The sequence below is a fragment of the Bifidobacterium choerinum genome (genome assembly GCF_000741135.1).
Lineage (GTDB): Bacteria > Actinomycetota > Actinomycetes > Actinomycetales > Bifidobacteriaceae > Bifidobacterium > Bifidobacterium choerinum.
In genome coordinates this window covers 65390-82681 of sequence record NZ_JGYU01000004.1, presented here as the reverse complement: position 1 = coordinate 82681, position 17292 = coordinate 65390, and the positions used below count along the sequence as shown (strand labels likewise).

Here is a 17292-nt window from a genome sequence, read left to right as displayed (position 1 = left end):
CCATATGGGCGATATGAACAGGGACGTCGACGCGAACGATCTGTCGATCCTCGAGCTGCTCGAGAACGACGCGAGGCTCGACGCGCGCGATCTCGCGGACATCCTCGGCGAGGACGAGACGACCGTCGCCTCGAGCGTGCGCCGTATGGAGGACGAACGGATCATCTGCGGCTACCACACGGTGATCAACTACAACAAGGTGCTGCGCGACGAGCGCATCATGGCGTTCATCGAGGTGGACGTCACGCCGATGAAGGACCGCGGCTACGACCACACGGCCGCGCTGCTCGCGAAATACCCCGAGATCGATTCGCTGTACCTGATCACCGGCGACAACGACTTCATCTGCCTCGTGCAGGGCAGGACGATGTTCGAGGTGTGCCAGTTCGTCGCCGACCGCATCGCCGTCATGGAGAACGTGCGCAGCACGAAGACGCTGTTCGTGCTCAAGCAGTACAAGCAGTCGGGCGTGCTCACCGGCGGCGGCCGCGCGTCCGACGGCGAAGGACGATTGGTGGTGAGCTACTGATGAAGCCGATCAACGACACCGTCGAGGCGCTCAAGCCCAGCGGCATCCGCAAGTACTTCGACCTGGCGAACGCGATGGAGGGCGTCATCTCGCTCGGCGTGGGCGAGCCGGACTTCGACACCCCCTGGCACATCAGCGCGAAGGCCGTCGAATCCCTCGAGGAGGGGCGCACCCACTACACGGCGAACCGTGGCCTGCTCGCGTTGCGCCGGCAGATCGCCAACTACTACCGCAACCGCTACGGCATCGGCTACGACCCCGAATCGCAGATCCTCGTGACGGTCGGCGGCTCCGAGGCCGTCGACCTGTGCTGCCGCACATTGATCAACCCGGGCGACGAGGTCATCGTGCTCGACCCGAACTACGTGGCCTACGAACCGGCGATCGAGATGGCCGGCGGCGTGCCGGTGCGCATCGAGCTGACGCAGGAGCACGACTTCAAGCTGCTGCCCGAGGACCTCGAGACGGCGATCAGCGAGCGGACGAAGGCGATCATCGTCAACTTCCCGTCGAACCCGACCGGCGGCGTGATGAGCCGCGAGGACTACGCGCGCATCGTGCCGATCATCCAACGCTCCGGCATCTACGTCATCTCCGACGAGATCTACTCCGAGCTGCTGTTCGACGGGGAGTTCTGCTCGCCGGCGAACTTCGAGGATATCCGTGACCAGGTGCTCGTCATCAACGGCTTCTCGAAGGCCTTCGCGATGACCGGCTGGCGGCTCGGCTACCTGCTGAGCAACCCCGAGCTGAGCGCGCAGCTGACGAAGGTGCACCAGTTCGTCATCATGTCGGCGCCGACGGCCGCGCAGTACGCGGCGATCGAGGCGCTCGAGCACGGCATGCCGGACATCGAGGCGATGCGTCGTGAATACGAGGCGCGCCGCAACCTGCTGTGCACCAGACTCAACCGCATGGGACTGACGACGAACGTGCCGAAGGGCACCTTCTACGTCTTCGCGAACATCACATCGTCGGGCCTGAGCTCCGACGAGTTCTGCGTGCGCCTGCTCGAGGAGCAGAAGGTCGCCATCGTCCCCGGCACCGCGTTCGGCGAGTCCGGCGAGGGATTCGTGCGCATCTCCTATGCGACGAGCATGGAGCACATCAAGGAGGCCTGCGCGAGGATCGAGGCGTTCCTCGCACCGCTGCAGTGATCGGGCTCGGGTTCGGCCTAAGCTGGCCGTATGCCGAACAACAGCCACACCAAGCCGTCGCGCCTGCCACATCTTCCCGATGCGACGGGCGCGACGTGCATCGAAGCCCGCATTGCCGCCATGTACGCCGCGGAGGACCTGGACGGCCTGCATATCGCCGACCAGCGCGCCGACGTCGTCGACATGACGGCGGCCGCCGTGCTTGACTGCGCGTTCGAACGGCTGTCCATCAGCACGTTCGTCGCCGAGCGCGCACATCAGCCACACGACGGCAACCGGCTGCCGCGCCGCGGCATGCGACGTCCGCGCGGCGGGCGTGGAGGCGAGCCTCGTCGACGGCTGCGCTTTCGGCGCCGTGCAGGCGAACGCGGCGAAGATCGTCGGCGCGGAGGTCCGCGGATGCCGCATCGACTATCTCAACTGCCGTGACGCCGTGTGCCGCGACCTCGTGTTCCGCGATTGCACGATAGGGGAGTTCGACGGCAACGACGCCAGACTCTCCCGCGTCGCGTTCATCGACACGGACGTGGCCGTGCTGTCGCTGCGGCACGCCGTATGCGCCGACGTCGACCTGCGTGGCGCGCGGCTGCATGAGATCCGCGGCGGCGATTCGCTCAAGGGCACGACGATGACCATCGAACAGATCGCCGACCTCGCCGCCGTGTTCGCGCGCAGCCTCGGCATCCGCACCGACTGAACCGCACCGTTCATCTGCGTCATTGCAGATAGCCGTTGCGGAAAAGCCATTGCATACGAATACGAAAGGGCCCCGGCAATGCCGGGGCCCTTATCCGCTGCCGACCGTCAGGTCAGCGGCGAATCATGATCCGAAAGCCGAATCAGCCGTTGACGCGGTCGATGCCCGACTGGACGTCGGTGAGGACCGAATCCCAGGACTTGATGAAGGCGGCGACGCCGTCGGCCTCGAGCTTGTCGGTGACATCCTTGAAGTTGATGCCGACTTCGGCGAGGTCGTTCATGATATCGTGGGCTTCGTCATAGTTGCCCGGGATGATGCCCAGCGTGGCCTGGCCGTGGTCGGCGACGGCGAGCAGGGTCTTCTCCGGCATCGTGTTGACGACGTCCTTGGCGACGAGCTCGTCGACGTACTTGACGTCGGAGTAGGCGGCGTTCTTCGTGCCGGTGGAGGCCCACAGCGGACGCTGCTTCTTGGCGCCCTTGGCTTCGAGGGCGGCCCAGCGCGAATCCTCGGCGAACTTCTTCTCGAAGAGCTCATAGGCGAGGCGGGCGTTGGCCACGGCGGCCTTGCCCAGCAGGCCCTTGGCCTCTTCGGAGCCGATCTCCTCGAGCTGCTTGTCGACCGCGGTGTCCACGCGGGAGACGAAGAAGGAGGCGACCGAAGCCATCTTCGAGAGGTCCTTGCCGTTGGCGTCGGCCTGGACCATGCCCTCGATGAAGGCGTCGATGACCTGCTCGTAGCGCTCGAGCGAGAAGATCAGCGTGACGTTGACGGAGATGCCCTTGGCGAGCGTGGCGGTGATCGCCGGGAGGCCTTCGAGGGTCGCCGGGATCTTGATCATCGCGTTCGGACGATCGACCTTGGCCCACAGCTCCTCGGCCTGCTTCTCGGTCTCGGCGGTCTCATGCGCCAGACGCGGGTCGACCTCGATCGAGACGCGGCCGTTGACGTAGTCCGAAGCCTCGGAGATCGGCTTGAAGATGTCGCAGGCGTTGCGCACGTCGGTCGTCGTGAGCTCGCGGATCGCGGTCTCGACGTCGACCTTGCCGAGCTCCTTGAGCTGGGCGTCGTACGGGCCGACCTGGCTCAGGGCCTTCTGGAAGATCGACGGGTTGGTCGTGACGCCGACCACGTTGTCGTTCTTGATGAGTTCCTCGAGGTTGCCCGACTCGATGCGGGTACGGGACAGGTCGTCCAGCCAGATCGAAACGCCGGCATCGGAAATTGCCTGAGTGGATGCAGTCATATTGCTTCTCCTGTTTTGGTTATGGGGAAAATCTTTTCGCCTACTGCAGTATAGGCGCAAGGGGAGGGGATGTCGCGCGACATCCCCTCATGGATGAATCAGCGGGCCTCTTCGATCGAAGCCTTCGCGGCCTCGACGACGTGCTCGGCGGTGATGCCCAGATCGATCATGTTCTGGGCGCCGTCACCCTGCAGGCCGAACTGGTCGATGGCGATGGCCTTGCCGTAGCTGCCCAGGTACTTGTACCAGGACATCGCGGAGCCGGCCTCGATCGAGACGCGGGCCTTGACGCTCTTCGGGAGGATCTCCTCCTTGTACTCGTCGTCCTGCTCCTCGAACCATTCCATCGAGACCATCGAGACGACGCGCGCCTTGATGCCTTCCTCGGCCAGCTTCTTGGCGCCTTCGAGCGCCCACTGGACCTCGGAACCGGAGGCCATGATGATGACGTCCGGCTCGCCTTCCTCGCCGTAGAGCACGTAGGCGCCCTTGCGCACGCCTTCCTTGGCCTTCTCGGCGGTCTCGACGAGCGTCGGGACGCCCTGGCGGGTCAGGATCATCGCGGTCGGCAGCGTGTTCTTCTTCTCGAAGAAGTAGCGGTAGGCCTCGGCGGTCTCCCACTCATCGGCCGGACGGACGACCTCGAGCTGCGGGATGTCGCGGAAGGAGCTCAGGTGCTCGATCGGCTGGTGGGCCGGGCCGTCCTCGCCGAGGGCGACGGAGTCGTGGCTCCAGATGTACAGGTTCGGGATCTCCATAAGCGCGGACAGGCGAACCGCGGCGCGCATGTAGTCGGCGAACTGGAAGAAGGTGCCGGAGAACGGACGGGTATCCGAGCCGAGCAGGATGCCGTTGGTGATGCAGCCCATCGCGAACTCGCGCACGCCGAAGTGCAGCTGGCGGCCGTACGGCGAGCAGTTCGGCCACTGGGTCGTGGCGTCCTCGGCCGGGGCGAAGGAGGAGGCGCCCTTGATGTTCGTGTTGTTGGAGCCGCCCAGATCGGCGGAGCCGCCCCACAGTTCCGGCATGATCGGCGCGATCGCGTTGATGACGGCGCCGGAGGCCTTGCGGGTGGCGACCTTGGAACCGGCCTCGAAGCCGGCCTCGAGATCGTCGATGGCCTTGTCGAACTCGGCCGGCAGCTCGCCGTTCTTGATGCGCTCGTACAGCGCGGCCTTGTCCGGGTTGGCGGCGGCCCACTTGTCGAAGGCCTCGTCCCATTCCCTGTGCGCCTCGAGGCCGCGATCGGCGACCTTGCGGGCGTGGGCGAGCGCCTCCTCGTCGACCTGGAAGGTCTTCTCCGGGTCGAGGCCCAGCGCCTTCTTCAGGCCGGCGACGGCCTCTTCGCCGAGGGCGGAGCCGTGCGACGACGGATCGTTCGTCTTGCCCGGGGTCGGCCATGCGATGAGCGTGTCGACCTTGATGAAGTGCGGGCGGTCAGTGACCTGCTCGGCCTTCTCGAGGACCTTGGTCAGGCCTTCGATGTCCTCCTTGTAGGAGCCGTCGGGCTGGATGAAGCTGATCTCGTCGGTGTACCAGCCATAGGCCTTGTAGCGGCCGATGACGTCCTCGTCGAGCGCGATCTTCGTCTCGCCCTCGATCTGGATGTGGTTCGCGTCGAAGATCACGAAGAGGTTGCCGAGCTTCTCGTTGCCGGCCAGCGAGGAGGCCTCGCCGGAGACGCCTTCCTCGATGTCGCCTTCGCCGCAGATGACCCACACCTTGTGGTCGAACGGCGAGGTGCCCTCCGGGGCGTCCGGATCAAGCAGGCCGCGCTCGTAGCGCTGGCCGTACGCGAAGCCGACGGCGGAGGCGACGCCCTGGCCCAGCGGGCCGGTCGTCATCTCGATGCCCGGGGTCAGACCGTATTCCGGATGGCCCGGGGTGCGCGTGTCCGCGCCGCCGCGGAAGTACTTGAGGTCGTCCAGCGTCAGGCCGTAGCCGGAGAAGTACAGCTGAACGTACTGGGTGAGCGACGCATGGCCGCCCGAGAGGATGAAGCGGTCGCGGCCGGCCCAGTTCGGGTCGTTCGGGTCCTGCTTGATGAAGCGCTGATAGAGCGTGTAGGCGATCGGGGCCAGCGAAATCGGGGAGCCGGGATGGCCGTGACCCGCCTTCTGCACCGCATCGGCGGAGAGGGCCTTCGCCATCTTGATGGCGCGCTCGTCCAGTTCAGACCAGATGTTATCGGTCATTGATCTACTTTCCTTCCAATACTTCGGGCGCGCGGGGGTCCGGCATTGTGCCGTTCTTCGCACGTCCTTCACATTGCCCTTACATAGTACCCGCCGTAACCGACTTAAACGGCGGCGTTTGGCGTGTTCGGCAGCGCGGGCGCCGCGCCGCGGGCGGCCTCGGACGACGCCCATGGCCTCTCGGGCCGTTCGCCGGCAGCGGCAAACTAGCACTCGATGACCAAGAGTGCTCATACAATGAATGCTGATCGGTCGCGCGCGGCATCCGCGCGTCCGTCCGTTTCGCACATTCAGGAGGCTTGAGCGACCATGACCCAGACACGTCGCATGCAGGTGCTGCACGCCGTCGTCGAGGACTACATCCGCACCCAGGAGCCGGTCGGCTCCGCCGCGCTCATCGCACGCCACCATCTGCAGGTGAGCTCGGCCACGATCCGCAAGGACATGGCCGCGCTCGAAGAGGAGGGCTACCTCGTGCAGCCGCACACCTCGGCCGGGCGCGTGCCCACCGAGCGTGGCTACCGCTACTTCGTGGACACGCTCGCCACCGTCGTGCCGCTCAGCGAGGCGCAGCGGCGCGCCATGCACACCTTCCTGGACGATTCCGTGAACCTGCAGGACACGCTGCAGCGCGCCGCGCATCTGCTGTCGAACCTCACCGGCCAGGTGGCCGTCGTCGCCTCGCCGTCGCTGGGCAAGTCGCGTCTATGGCATCTCGAGCTCGTGTCGGTGTCGGACACGTCGATCCTGGCCGTCGTCGTCACCGACACCGGCCGCGTCGCGCAGCACGTGCTGACGGTGCAGGAACTGCCGTCGCGCGAGCATCTGCAGCGCCTGTGCGACGCCGTCAACGAACGCTGCGGGTCGCTGACGCTGCGCACGGCCGCGTCGCGCATCCGCGCGCTGCACCTCGGCGACGGCATGGACGACGTGCGCACGCTGCCCGAACTCGTCGCGCACGCCTTCGAAGCGATGGCTGACGAGGAGCGCACGCACGAGCTGTTCATGTCCGGTGTCTCGACGCTCGCGCACCAGCGCGCGACCGCGCAAGATCTCGCGCCGCTGTTCGACGCGCTCGAGGAGCGCGCCGTGCTCATGCATCTGATGACCGAGCTCAGCGAGACGCCCGACTCGCGCGGCGTCGGCGTGGCCATCGGCTCCGAGACGAACACGCCGGGGCTCATCCACGCGGCCGTCGTCACGAGCGGCTACGGTGCGAGCGAAGCGGACGGCGGGCAGACCGACGCCGGCAAGGCCGAGGCCGCCGCCGTCGCGCCGATCGCCTTCGTCGGGTCGATCGGCCCCACCCATATGAACTATGCCGTCACGATGGCGTCGGTGCGCGCCGTCGCGCGGTACCTGACGACGTTCCTGGACCACACCGGGACGACCGAGACCAGCATGGCCTCGTGACGCGCACATTGAACCGACACACACGTTGAACCACCACAAGAAAAGGAACCCTGGCATTGGCTGACTACTACGAAACGCTTGGCGTGGAGCGCACGGCTACCGAAGAGGAGATCAAGCGGGCGTACCGCAAGATGAGCCGCAAATACCATCCGGACATCGCCGGCCCCGAATACGAGGAGAAGTTCAAGGAGGTCAACAGCGCCTACGAAGTGCTCTCCGACCCGGACAAGCGGCGCATGTACGACGCGGGCGTCGACCCGAACGACCCGAACGCCGGCTCCTACGGCGCCTCCGGCCCCTTCGACATGGGCGACATCTTCAGCCAGTTCTTCGGCGGCGCCTTCGCGGGTGGCGGCGACAGCCCGATCCCGCGCACGCAGCCGGGCCGCAATGCGGTCGAATCGCTGACGGTCACGCTCAGGACCGCCGTCTTCGGCGGCACGCAGCAGCTCGAATACCATACGCTCGGCGTCTGCGAGCACTGCGAGGGCACCGGATCCGAGGACCGCAAGTCGCCGGTCACCTGCCCGCAGTGCCACGGCACCGGCCATGTCCAGAAGGTCGTGCGCACATTGCTCGGTCAGATGATGACGTCGGCGCCGTGCGACCGCTGCGAGGGACACGGCACGATCATCGAGCATCCGTGCATGGTGTGCCACGGCCATGGACGCGTCCACACGACGCGCACCGTCGACGTGCCGGTGCCGGCGGGCGTCTCCGACGGCATGCGCGTGCGCATGGAGGGCCAGGGCGAGGTCGGCGAATGCGGCGGCCGGCCCGGCGACCTCTACATCGACTTCCGCGTGCGCCGCGACCGCCAGTACACGCGCGACGGCGACGACCTGCACTGCTGGATCAGCGTGCCGATGACCTGGGCCGTGCTCGGCCACGAGACCACGCTCGACACCTTCGACGGCGAACGGACGCTCGACGTGCCGGCCGGATGCCAGCCAGGGCAGCAGATCGAGCTCAAGGGGCTTGGCGTCACGCATCTGGGCGGCGATGGCTCGCGCGGCGACCTCGTCGTGCACATCGACGTGCGGATCCCGACGAAGCTCAACGACCGCGAGCGCCAGCTCATCGACGAATTCGGCCAGTTGCGCAAGGACGACGACCGCGCCGTCGACGCGCAGGGCTCGAAGCCGGTCGCCGCCCAGAGGAAGGGCTTCTTCAGCAAGATCAAGGACGCGTTCAGCTGAGCAGCGAACGGCACATCTGGCGGTATTCGCTCACGTAGCCGCCGCCGAAGAACACGCAGTGCCCGGCGATGGGGTAGAGCTGCCAGAGCGTCGTGCGCTCCTCGTATCCGGCTTTGAGCGGGTGCACCGACTGGTAGCCGTCGGTGATCTCGCTCAGGTAGGACATGCCGAACAGGTGGAGCATCGCGAGGTCCTCCTCGCGGTGTCCGCCGTGCGCGGCCGGGTCGATGAGGACGGCCTCGACGTCGCCGCGGTCGGCGGTCCACATGACGTTGCCGCTCCACAGGTCGCCGTGCACGCGGGCCGGGCGGTCCGCGCCGGCGCGGCCGAGCAGTTCGGGCAGTGCGTCGATGACCTCGTTCGTCAGGTCCATGTCCATGTCGCGCAACGTGCCGCGTTCGATGCCGAGCTGCACCATCGGGCGCAGCCTTCCCTCGGCGAGGTAGGTGGCCGGATCGGTCCATGCGCCGGTGTCCATCGGCACCGGGTCCTGCAGCGGTCCGAAGTAGCAGGTGCCGTCGTATCCGTCGGGGGCGGACCCGAAGTACGCGGCGCCGGTGTCATGCATATGCGCGAGGGCGGCGCCGAAGCGGCGCGCGGCCTGCGGCGTGGGGGAGCAGGCCTGCACGCGTTCGATGTCGAGGTGGTCGTCGCCCCATCCGTACACCTTGACGACGCGCGGTCCGCCCTGCGCCGTCGCCTCGCCGAGCCATTCGAGGCCCTTTCCCTCGCATTCGAAGAAGCCCTTCGGCGCATGCGCCCTGCTCTTCCTGTATTCCAAAGCCATCGTCGGCTCCTTTCGCCGTTGCGCGTACATATCCGGACCGGGCTCGTCATGGGCGCCGCGCCCCGTCCTTCGACGCCATCCTATGCCGTGCGCGGTATCGGCGGGGCGGGTTGCGGTACAGTGAACACGAAGTCAATCCACTCATCCATCTATCTCAACGAGGGTTCATGAACTTCTTCCAAGCAATATTCCTGGGACTCGTGCAGGCGCTGACCGAATACCTTCCGGTCTCGTCGAGCGCGCATATCCGCATCATCGGCGACCTCATGCTCGGGCAGGATCCAGGTGCGGCGTTCACGGCGATCATCCAGATCGGCACCGAGCTCGCCGTGCTGCTGTATTTCCGCCATGACATCTGGAACATCCTCAAGAACTGGTGCCTGTGCCTCGCCGGCAAGCAGGGCTCGGACTGGCGCCACCGCATGGGCGCCGGCAACAAGGACGCGCGCCTCGGCTGGTACATCATCATCGCGACGATCCCGATCGTCGTCGCCGGCCTGCTGTTCCAGAACGCGATCGAAAGCACGCTGCGCAATCTGTGGATCACCGCGGCGATGCTGCTCATCTTCGGCATCATCCTGTGGATCGTGGACGACCGCGCCCCGCAGGTCAAGACGATCGACGACATGACGACGAAGGACGCGGTCCTTTACGGCATCGGCCAGATGCTCGCGCTCATCCCGGGCGTCTCGCGCTCCGGCGGCACGATCACCTTCGGCCGTGCGATGGGCTACACGCGCGAGGCCGCGGTGCGCTGCGCGTTCCTGATGGCGATCCCGGCCGTGTTCGGCGCCGGCATCCTCGAGGCCGTCAAGGCGATCAACGGGGGAGCGGCCGCCGACCCGATGTTCCCGGGCTGGGGCGCGACGATCGCGGCGACGGTCGTCGCCTTCGTCGTCGGCTACATCGTCATCATCGGTTTCCTCAAGTTCGTGTCGACGTTCTCCTACAAGGCGTTCGCGATCTATCGCATCGTGCTCGCCGTCGTCGTCGCCGTGCTGCTGCTCACCGGCGTGCTGCAGCCGCTCGAGGGCGCCGCGCTCGGCGGCAACGCCTGAGTCTCCGGTCATATGCTTCGGGCCTGGGGAAGGAACCTTCCTCAGGGCCCGAAGCATATCGAGACCGGCCGCTGCGCCGATTCGCCGGCATCGGCGGTGAACATCCGGTGAATTCGCCGGCGTGTGCGGCCGAGCGTCACCGCTGGTCGCTCAGATAGGCCTCGGCCTCCTGCACGAGCTGTTCGACGGCGGGCGCGCCGGCCGTCGTGATGTCCTTCGCGTGCTGGCGCATGTCGGTGTCGTGCTCGAGCTGGTCCACGTACTGCGCGAGGTCGGCGTTGCTGCGCACCATGATGTCGCAGTGCGAACGCCACTGCGCGGCCTTGTTCTCGAGGTCCTTCGCGTCGAGCTTGACGCCGATGACCTTCGAGAGCTCGTCGAGCAGCTGCAGCGTGGCCTGCGGGCACGAGTCGGAGCCGAGGTACTGCGGCAGCGACACCCAGATGGCCGTCGTGTCGTAGCCATCCTCGAGCGCGAGCGCGTCGAGCAGATGGGGGATGCCGATCGGGCCGTTGTATTCGCTGTCCGGATCCGTCTGCTCGCCGTCGATGCTCACGTCCATCGGCAGCGGACGCGTATGCGGGCATTCGGCGAACATCGAGCCGAGCGTGACGATGCTGTGCACGTCGTACTGCTGCGCGAAGTGCAGGCTTTCCTTGCAGTACTCCATCCAGTGGTAGTTCGGCTCGGGGCCGAGCTGGGCGAGGATGTGCAGCGAATCGTCGATCGTGATGTCGTAGAACGCGGTCTGCGGCCACAGGACGCGGCGCGTGCCCTGAATGACGCACTGCATCGGACGCGCCGTCTGATAGTCGTAGTAGCCGTCCCGGTTGATGTGGCCGACCTCGAGCATGGGGGATCTGGAGACCAGATGACGCACGACGTTCGTCGCGCTCTGACCGGCATCGTTCCATCCGTCGAATGCCGCGACCATGATGTATCTCGCTCCGGGTCTCTGTCCGTACATGGCTTTTACTGTAGCCCTCGATTTGTTCGGAAACCGTGAAGATTAGCCTCAGGCTGACACTTCGGCGCACGGCGTATCCGGGCGTTGGAGATCCAGCGTACGTCCGGATGCGCGGCGCATGCGGCGCACGATCCGCACTGTGGGCCGTCCGTGCGCCGCGGACCGCGCGCGCCGTCCGTGGCGTCGTAGTGCACGGCGCGGCGTCGACGTGCCCGTGGTCCGGTCGTGGGGCGCATGAGGGGCTTCGCGTAAGGCGACACGCCGTGATGTTGCGAATCGCGGCGGCGTCGTTTAAGGTAGTCAATCGTGCTCAGGCAGCGGCGACGCGGTCTGGATCACATGCGGACATAGCTTAGTTGGTAAAGCGCGACCTTGCCAAGGTCGAGACCGCGGGTTCGAGTCCCGTTGTCCGCTCTAAGGTCCGATGAGTCTGACGACCTTGTCGGTGGGTTAGCCAAGCGGTTAGGCAGCGGCCTGCAAAGCCGTATAGACGAGTTCGACTCTCGTACCCACCTCGCATGGATGAGCGATCATCCAAGCCGACCGGGCGGTTGGCGCAGTGGTAGCGCACTTCCCTGACACGGAAGGGGTCACAAGTTCGAATCTTGTATCGCCCACAAGCCGAGCGATCGGCATAATTGAAGAACGGGTGATTGGCGCAGCGGCTAGCGCACTTCCTTCACACGGAAGGGGTCGTAGGTTCGATTCCTACATCACCCACCTGTTCAAGCCTCCGACGACATGTCGGAGGCTTTTCTGTTTCGGCATGTCTGCCAAGATTGTGCCCAGACGCTGAAAGGCATCGGCGCCAGCTATCTTCATGGAGCTTCATGAAGCGGGACGGCAAACGGTACGGTGCAAGTGACTCCGGTCGTGTTCGGCATATTGGCGATGAACGGCAATACTGGGCTGAATGCGAACAGAACGAGGCATGATCGGCTGCCAACACGACCGGCCGGGCATACGGCGTGGACCGTGAGACAATGAACGGTGACGACTGAAGGGAGACGTCACGAACGACGACATGAAGGGCACGAGGAAGACCACCGATCCGGGGAGAAGGAAGCGGATCGCCATCATCGGCGTTTCGGCGCTGCTGGTCGCCGTCCTGGCCGCCGGCGGCGCGGTCGCCGTGTACCGGCATTCCGCGTCCGCGCAATTGGCGGAGGCGAGGGAGGCGTGCGCCCGGTCGAGCGAGACGCTGCGCGTGGCGCGCAACACGTACGACACGCTGCACGACCAGGATGCGGCCGAGGCCGTGAAGATCACCGACAAGCAGGTCGCGGACGGCGATACGGTCACGGTTCTGGCCGCCGCCTACAAGGAGAAGACACCCGACTTGGCCGCATGCAACGTGTCCGGTGTGGACCAACTGCGCGAGGTGATGGGCCGCATCGAGCAGAACGCCGCATGGTACGACACGCACACCGCCGACCTGTCGAAGGCCGTGGACGCGGTCAACGAGTCGCATGACGCCAAGACGTTGAAGGACGCCAAGGACGCCCTGTCCAAGCAGCTGACGGCCGCGCAGGAGAAGGTCAAGGGCACAGCCGGCAAGGTCAAGGACGACAGGACCCGCAAGGACCTCAAGGCCCTGATCGGCAAGGCCGCCACAACCAAGAGCGGCAAGGATGCCAAGGCGATGGACGCGCAGGCCAAGCAGCTCAAGGAGCTCATGGGCAAGGTGGACGCCTCCGTCAAAGCCAAGCAGGACGCGGATAGGAAGTCGGTCGAAGAGAAGGCCCGCAAGGAAGCCGGAGCCCAAGCCGCGACGCAGGCGCAGGCGAACGCTCAGGCGCAGCAGCAGTACGTCGCGTCGCAGCAGTCGTACACGCCGACCTACACCGCACCCGCACAACCCGCACAGCCGGCCACCCCGTCCAAACCCAGCACCGGCGGCAGCACAGGCAGCGTCCCCATCAGCGGCGGACACGGCATGACGGGACCATGTGACGCAGCATGCCAAGCTGAAGCAATGAAACCAATTCAGCGTTGATTGTTATCAAATGACTGCTTTGCTCATGTCCTCATACGCAACCTTACGCAGCGGCCGGCACAGCGACTTGTCGCAGAGGGCAGGCGACCGATGGCGTCACCGCCCGTTGAACCTCTTGAAAGAGGATCGCGATTGACGTGTTCTCGTTTCTTCAAGTACAGCGGTTCTTGGAACAGCGGCCAAGCGGAAGGACTGTGATGAGCCATGAAGCACATGATGAGAATGATGACGATTCCCGGACTGGATGATTCCCTCCGGTTGGAGGAACACCGTCAGGAGTCGATGCGGACGGCGCAACGGAACCTGAGGAAGCAGACGAAGGCCCGTGCGGCGGCGGCGATCATGACAGGGCTGGCCGCCCGGAGGAAGACGGCGCATAAGAACGGCTGAAACGGGCAGCCGCAGCGCACGGCACGAACGGCAACCCCGCGCAGGGGTGCGGCTTCCCACCTAGCATCGCAACACGAAAGGCGAGACGCCATGCCTGATGTGTTCGACGTCGCCGCGTACATCCTGCACCGGCAAGGACGCATGACGACGATGAAACTCCAGAAACTCTGCTACTATGCGCAGGCTTGGCATCTGGCATGGACGGGACGCTCCCTGTTCCCGGAACGGGTCGAAGCGTGGGCGAACGGCCCGATCATGCCGGACCTGTACCACGAGCATCGCGGCATGATCAGCATCAGCCAACCACCCGCCGGCATCGGAGACGTTTCGAACATCACGGACGACGAGCGGGAAAGCGTCGACGCCGTGCTGGACGCCTACGGCGACATGAAGCCCTACGAGCTGGTCAGTCAGACACGGTCGGAAACCCCATGGCAGGATGCCCGCGGGGGAGTGGCTGAAGGTGAATTGTGCGGGAACCGGATAACGAATGAGGCCATGCGCGGGTTTTACGGTCTTCTCGCGGACGCTGAGGCATGAAGGGGGCGCCCCTAACGATTCCTGAGTGCGGCAATTCGCCCGATCGTCTCTGGGGCGCATCGTCGCCATGGCCGGCGGCGGCTGACCAAAGCGTGTGCTAGAAATGAAAGCCGGTTTTCGTCAGGTACCACCCGTAACGAGTGGGTGAAGCGCCGTCCGTGATACGTACGACTGATGCCGCCCGTAACGGAAACCACCCATCCGTAGGGGCGACGCCGGAACACGGACGCGCGTCGCCGGGGCGGGCACGGCGGACACATGCGAACGCAGGCAACGAAAGGACACGACAGTGCATAACGATCCGGAGGTCATCGTCCGCTCGCCGCAGGAACTCGTCGGCGACCTCAACGAGCAGCAGGCGCAGGCCGTGCGGTTCCGCGGTCCGGCGCTGCTCATCGGCGCGGGCGCCGGATCCGGCAAGACGCGCGTGCTGACGCGCCGCATCGCATGGATCCTCACGCAGTTCGGCGCATGGCCGAGCCAGATCCTCGCGATCACGTTCACGAACAAGGCGGCCACCGAGATGCGCGAGCGCCTGTCGGCGCTCATCGGACCGGTCGCGCAGCACATGTGGGTCTCCACGTTCCATTCGGCATGCGTGCGCATCCTGCGCCGCGACGGCGGCAGGATCGGCCTGAAATCCGGGTTCACGATCTACGACACGGCCGACTGCGAGCGCCTCGTCAAGCTCATCGCCACCGACTTCAACATCGACGTCAAGCGCTACACGCCGCGCCAGATCCTCGCGCGCATCTCCGACTACAAGAACAACCTCACCGGCGTGCGCGAGACGCTCGCCCGGTACGCGCCCGACTTCCGTCCCGGCACGCGCGGCTTCCGCATCGGGCGCATCGGCAACGTCGAGGAGCTCTACGCGATCGTCTACGCCGAATACCAGCACCGGCTCGCGCTCGCGAACGCCGTCGACTTCGACGACCTCATCGCGCGCACCGTCGAGCTGCTGCGCACGCAGCCGGACGTCGCCGAGTACTACCACCACAAGTTCCGCTACATCCTCGTCGACGAGTACCAGGACACGAACCACGCGCAGTACGTGCTCGTGCGCGAGCTCGCCGGCGTCGACTCCGGCGAGCGCCCGTCGCCCGATGCTCCCGGCGCCGGCAGGCGGGGGCCGGCGTGGATCACCGTCGTCGGCGACTCCGACCAGTCGATCTACGCGTTCCGCGGCGCCGACATCAGCAACATCCAGGACTTCGAGCAGGACTTCCCGGACGCGCGCACGATCATGCTCGAGCAGAACTACCGCTCGACGCAGACGATCCTCGACGCCGCGAACGCCGTCATCGCGCACAATGAGGGACGCAAGCCGAAGAAGCTGTGGACGGCCGCCGGCAAAGGCGCGCCGATCACCGGCTACGCCGCCGACACCGCGCAGCTTGAGGCGCACTGGATCGCCCATGAGATCCGCCGCCTGCACGAGGAGGAGGGCGTGCGCTACTCCGACGTCGCCGTCATGTACCGGGCGAACGCGCAGTCGCGCTCGCTCGAGGAGGGGCTCATCCAGGCGCATGTGCCGTACCAGCTCATCGGCGGCACGAAGTTCTACGAGCGGCGTGAGGTCAAGGACGCGCTCGCGTATCTGCAGGCGATCGTCAACCCGGCGGACGGCATCAACATGCGCCGCATCCTCAACGTGCCCAAACGTGGACTCGGCGCGCGCGCCGAATCGATCGTCACCGCCTGGGCCGACGAGCGAGGACTGACCTTCTGGCAAGGTATCGAGCAGGCCGATCGGATCGAGGGGATGACGACGCGTACGCTCAACCCGCTCAGGCGCTTCGCCGCGATGATGACGCAGCTACGCGCCTTCGCGGCCGAGCACGACCGCCAGCCGTCGCAGGTCGTCGCCGAGGTGCTCGCGCTCAGCGGCCTGCTCGAGGAGCTGCAGAAGTCGACCGACCCGCAGGACCAGTCGCGCGTCGAGAACCTCTCGCAGCTGCAGTCGGTGGCCGCCGAATACGAGCAGAACACGCCCGACGCGACGCTCGCCGGCTTCCTCGAGACGACGGCGCTCGTCGCCGACTCCGACCAGCTTCCCGACGAGGCCGAGGACAGCGGCAAGGTCACGTTGATGACGCTGCACACGGCGAAGGGCCTCGAATACCCGGTCGTTTTCCTCACCGGCATGGAGCAGGGCACGTTCCCGCATTCGCGCGCGATGGAGGACACGAGCGAGCTGAGCGAGGAGCGGCGTCTGGCGTACGTGGGCATCACGCGCGCCAGGCGGCGCCTGTACATCACCCGCGCCGCCGTGCGCGCGCAGTGGGGCAGGGCGAGCGAGATGATGCCGAGCCAGTTCCTCGACGAGATCCCCGACGGGCTCATCGACTGGAAGCGGCGCGAGGCCGGCGTCGAACGCATGCGGTCGGGATGGGGGCACGGCTCCGGTTCCGGCTCGCACGGCTGCGGCGACGACTGGGATTCGGAGCTCGACGAGTTCGGCGGCTGGGACGACGACTTCTCCGCGCCGTCCTATGGCGGCTCGTCGTACGGAGGCTCCTCCTATGGTTCGTCGTCGTACGGCCGTTCCTCCTACGGCGGATCGTCGTATGGCTCGGCGTCGCGCTCGCGCGCGGCGTCCCATGACGACGCGGCGCCGCGTTTCGGATCGGCCGCGCGCAAGCGCTCCTCGTCGTCCTCGTCGGGCAACGGCGGCGCCCACTTCAGCTACGGCGTGAGCGGCTCCCCGTCGCCGTCGCGTTCGTCGTCGCATTCGGCATCGCGCTCCGGCTCGGCGGCGTCCCCGTCGTCGCGTTCGGGGAAGGTGACGACGCGGCGCACGGCGCCGAAGCCGGCGTCCTCGCTCGACAAGGACAACCGCCTCGACATCAACGACTTCCACGTCGGCGACAAGGTGTCGCACGACAGCTTCGGCCTCGGCACCGTCCTCGAGACGCAGGACAAGGGCCGCAACTCGATCATCACCGTCGACTTCGGATCCGACGGCGTCAAGAGGCTCATGCTGCGCGTCGCGCCCATCGAGAAGCTCTGAGTCCCTCCCCGCCGCCCGGCCATGAGGACGCCACGCGTTCGTCCATGGCTGCGGTGTACAATCGACGATTGGTGCCGTTTCGAATGGGACGGCGCCGTCTGG

The 17292-nt window shown here is 66.2% G+C and carries 15 protein-coding genes and 4 tRNA genes; 15 read left to right on the top strand and 4 right to left on the bottom strand.

Translation table 11 applies throughout. The annotated features are described in order from the left end of the window. Nucleotides 1–4 precede the first annotated feature (4 nt). The 4 genes from BCHO_RS04015 to BCHO_RS09545 are packed head-to-tail and all read left to right on the top strand — an operon-like array spanning nt 5 to nt 2383. Complete coding sequence (locus BCHO_RS04015; protein WP_024541317.1) at nt 5–529, top strand: Lrp/AsnC family transcriptional regulator; 525 nt, start codon at nt 5–7, stop codon at nt 527–529. Further along, nucleotides 529–1686 (top strand): pyridoxal phosphate-dependent aminotransferase, encoded by a 1158-nt coding sequence (locus BCHO_RS04010; RefSeq protein WP_024541316.1) that lies wholly within the window; start codon nt 529–531, stop codon nt 1684–1686. Before BCHO_RS04015 ends, BCHO_RS04010 begins: the two co-directional genes overlap by 1 nt. Nucleotides 1687–1716: 30 nt before the next feature. Beyond that, nucleotides 1717–2115 carry a hypothetical protein gene (locus BCHO_RS09550; protein ID WP_232513781.1) on the top strand — a complete coding sequence of 133 codons (399 nt, stop codon included), beginning with the start codon at nt 1717–1719 and terminating at the stop codon, nt 2113–2115. Next, nucleotides 2042–2383: a pentapeptide repeat-containing protein gene (locus BCHO_RS09545; protein WP_232513782.1), complete on the top strand. Its 342-nt coding sequence runs from the start codon at nt 2042–2044 to the stop codon at nt 2381–2383. The genes BCHO_RS09550 and BCHO_RS09545 overlap by 74 nt, the downstream gene beginning before the upstream one ends. A 142-nt stretch (nt 2384–2525) precedes the next feature. Here BCHO_RS09545 and tal read toward each other — a convergent pair whose 3' ends face one another. Further along, complete coding sequence (tal, locus tag BCHO_RS04000; protein WP_024541315.1) at nt 2526–3632, bottom strand: transaldolase; 1107 nt, start codon at nt 3630–3632, stop codon at nt 2526–2528. Between the two features lie 98 nt (nt 3633–3730). Further along, the gene (gene tkt / locus BCHO_RS03995) at nt 3731–5827 is read right to left on the bottom strand and encodes a transketolase (protein ID WP_034256183.1); all 2097 of its coding nucleotides are present in this window, start codon (nt 5825–5827) and stop codon (nt 3731–3733) included. 309 nt (nt 5828–6136) lie between these two features. On the opposite strand from tkt, the gene hrcA reads away from it, so the two are divergent. Together hrcA and dnaJ are read left to right on the top strand one after the other, a co-directional pair. Then, nucleotides 6137–7240 (top strand): heat-inducible transcriptional repressor HrcA, encoded by a 1104-nt coding sequence (gene hrcA / locus BCHO_RS03990; protein WP_024541313.1) that lies wholly within the window; start codon nt 6137–6139, stop codon nt 7238–7240. 56 nt (nt 7241–7296) lie between these two features. Beyond that, complete coding sequence (dnaJ, locus tag BCHO_RS03985) at nt 7297–8439, top strand: molecular chaperone DnaJ (RefSeq protein WP_024541312.1); 1143 nt, start codon at nt 7297–7299, stop codon at nt 8437–8439. Here the strand turns inward: dnaJ and BCHO_RS03980 are convergent. Further along, nucleotides 8432–9226 carry a fructosamine kinase family protein gene (locus BCHO_RS03980; protein WP_024541311.1) on the bottom strand — a complete coding sequence of 265 codons (795 nt, stop codon included), beginning with the start codon at nt 9224–9226 and terminating at the stop codon, nt 8432–8434. The genes dnaJ and BCHO_RS03980 overlap by 8 nt on opposite strands. 167 nt (nt 9227–9393) lie before the next feature. On the opposite strand from BCHO_RS03980, the gene BCHO_RS03975 reads away from it, so the two are divergent. Beyond that, nucleotides 9394–10284 carry an undecaprenyl-diphosphate phosphatase gene (locus tag BCHO_RS03975; RefSeq protein WP_024541310.1) on the top strand — a complete coding sequence of 297 codons (891 nt, stop codon included), beginning with the start codon at nt 9394–9396 and terminating at the stop codon, nt 10282–10284. A 136-nt stretch (nt 10285–10420) separates the two neighbouring features. On the opposite strand, the gene BCHO_RS03970 is transcribed toward BCHO_RS03975, so the two are convergent. Continuing rightward, a complete protein-coding gene (locus BCHO_RS03970) occupies nt 10421–11218 on the bottom strand; it encodes a PAC2 family protein (protein ID WP_024541309.1) in 798 nt (265 codons plus the stop codon). 374 nt (nt 11219–11592) lie between these two features. Here BCHO_RS03970 and BCHO_RS03965 point away from each other — a divergent pair. From BCHO_RS03965 to BCHO_RS03930, 8 genes are all read left to right on the top strand, one after another. Beyond that, a tRNA-Gly gene (locus BCHO_RS03965) sits at nt 11593–11665 on the top strand. Between the two features lie 30 nt (nt 11666–11695). Beyond that, a tRNA-Cys gene (locus tag BCHO_RS03960) sits at nt 11696–11766 on the top strand. 30 nt (nt 11767–11796) lie between these two features. Further along, a tRNA-Val gene (locus BCHO_RS03955) sits at nt 11797–11868 on the top strand. Between the two features lie 30 nt (nt 11869–11898). Continuing rightward, nucleotides 11899–11971: transfer RNA gene (locus BCHO_RS03950), tRNA-Val, on the top strand. Nucleotides 11972–12275: 304 nt separating this feature from the next. Further along, nucleotides 12276–13247 carry a hypothetical protein gene (locus tag BCHO_RS03945; protein WP_034256182.1) on the top strand — a complete coding sequence of 324 codons (972 nt, stop codon included), beginning with the start codon at nt 12276–12278 and terminating at the stop codon, nt 13245–13247. A 204-nt stretch (nt 13248–13451) separates the two neighbouring features. After that, nucleotides 13452–13637 carry a hypothetical protein gene (locus BCHO_RS03940; protein WP_024541413.1) on the top strand — a complete coding sequence of 62 codons (186 nt, stop codon included), beginning with the start codon at nt 13452–13454 and terminating at the stop codon, nt 13635–13637. Between the two features lie 90 nt (nt 13638–13727). Next, nucleotides 13728–14177: a Panacea domain-containing protein gene (locus BCHO_RS03935; RefSeq protein ID WP_024541412.1), complete on the top strand. Its 450-nt coding sequence runs from the start codon at nt 13728–13730 to the stop codon at nt 14175–14177. Nucleotides 14178–14466: 289 nt separating this feature from the next. Continuing rightward, nucleotides 14467–17190, top strand: coding sequence for a UvrD-helicase domain-containing protein (locus BCHO_RS03930; protein WP_024541411.1), 2724 nt, complete (start codon nt 14467–14469; stop codon nt 17188–17190). Nucleotides 17191–17292 lie beyond the last annotated feature (102 nt).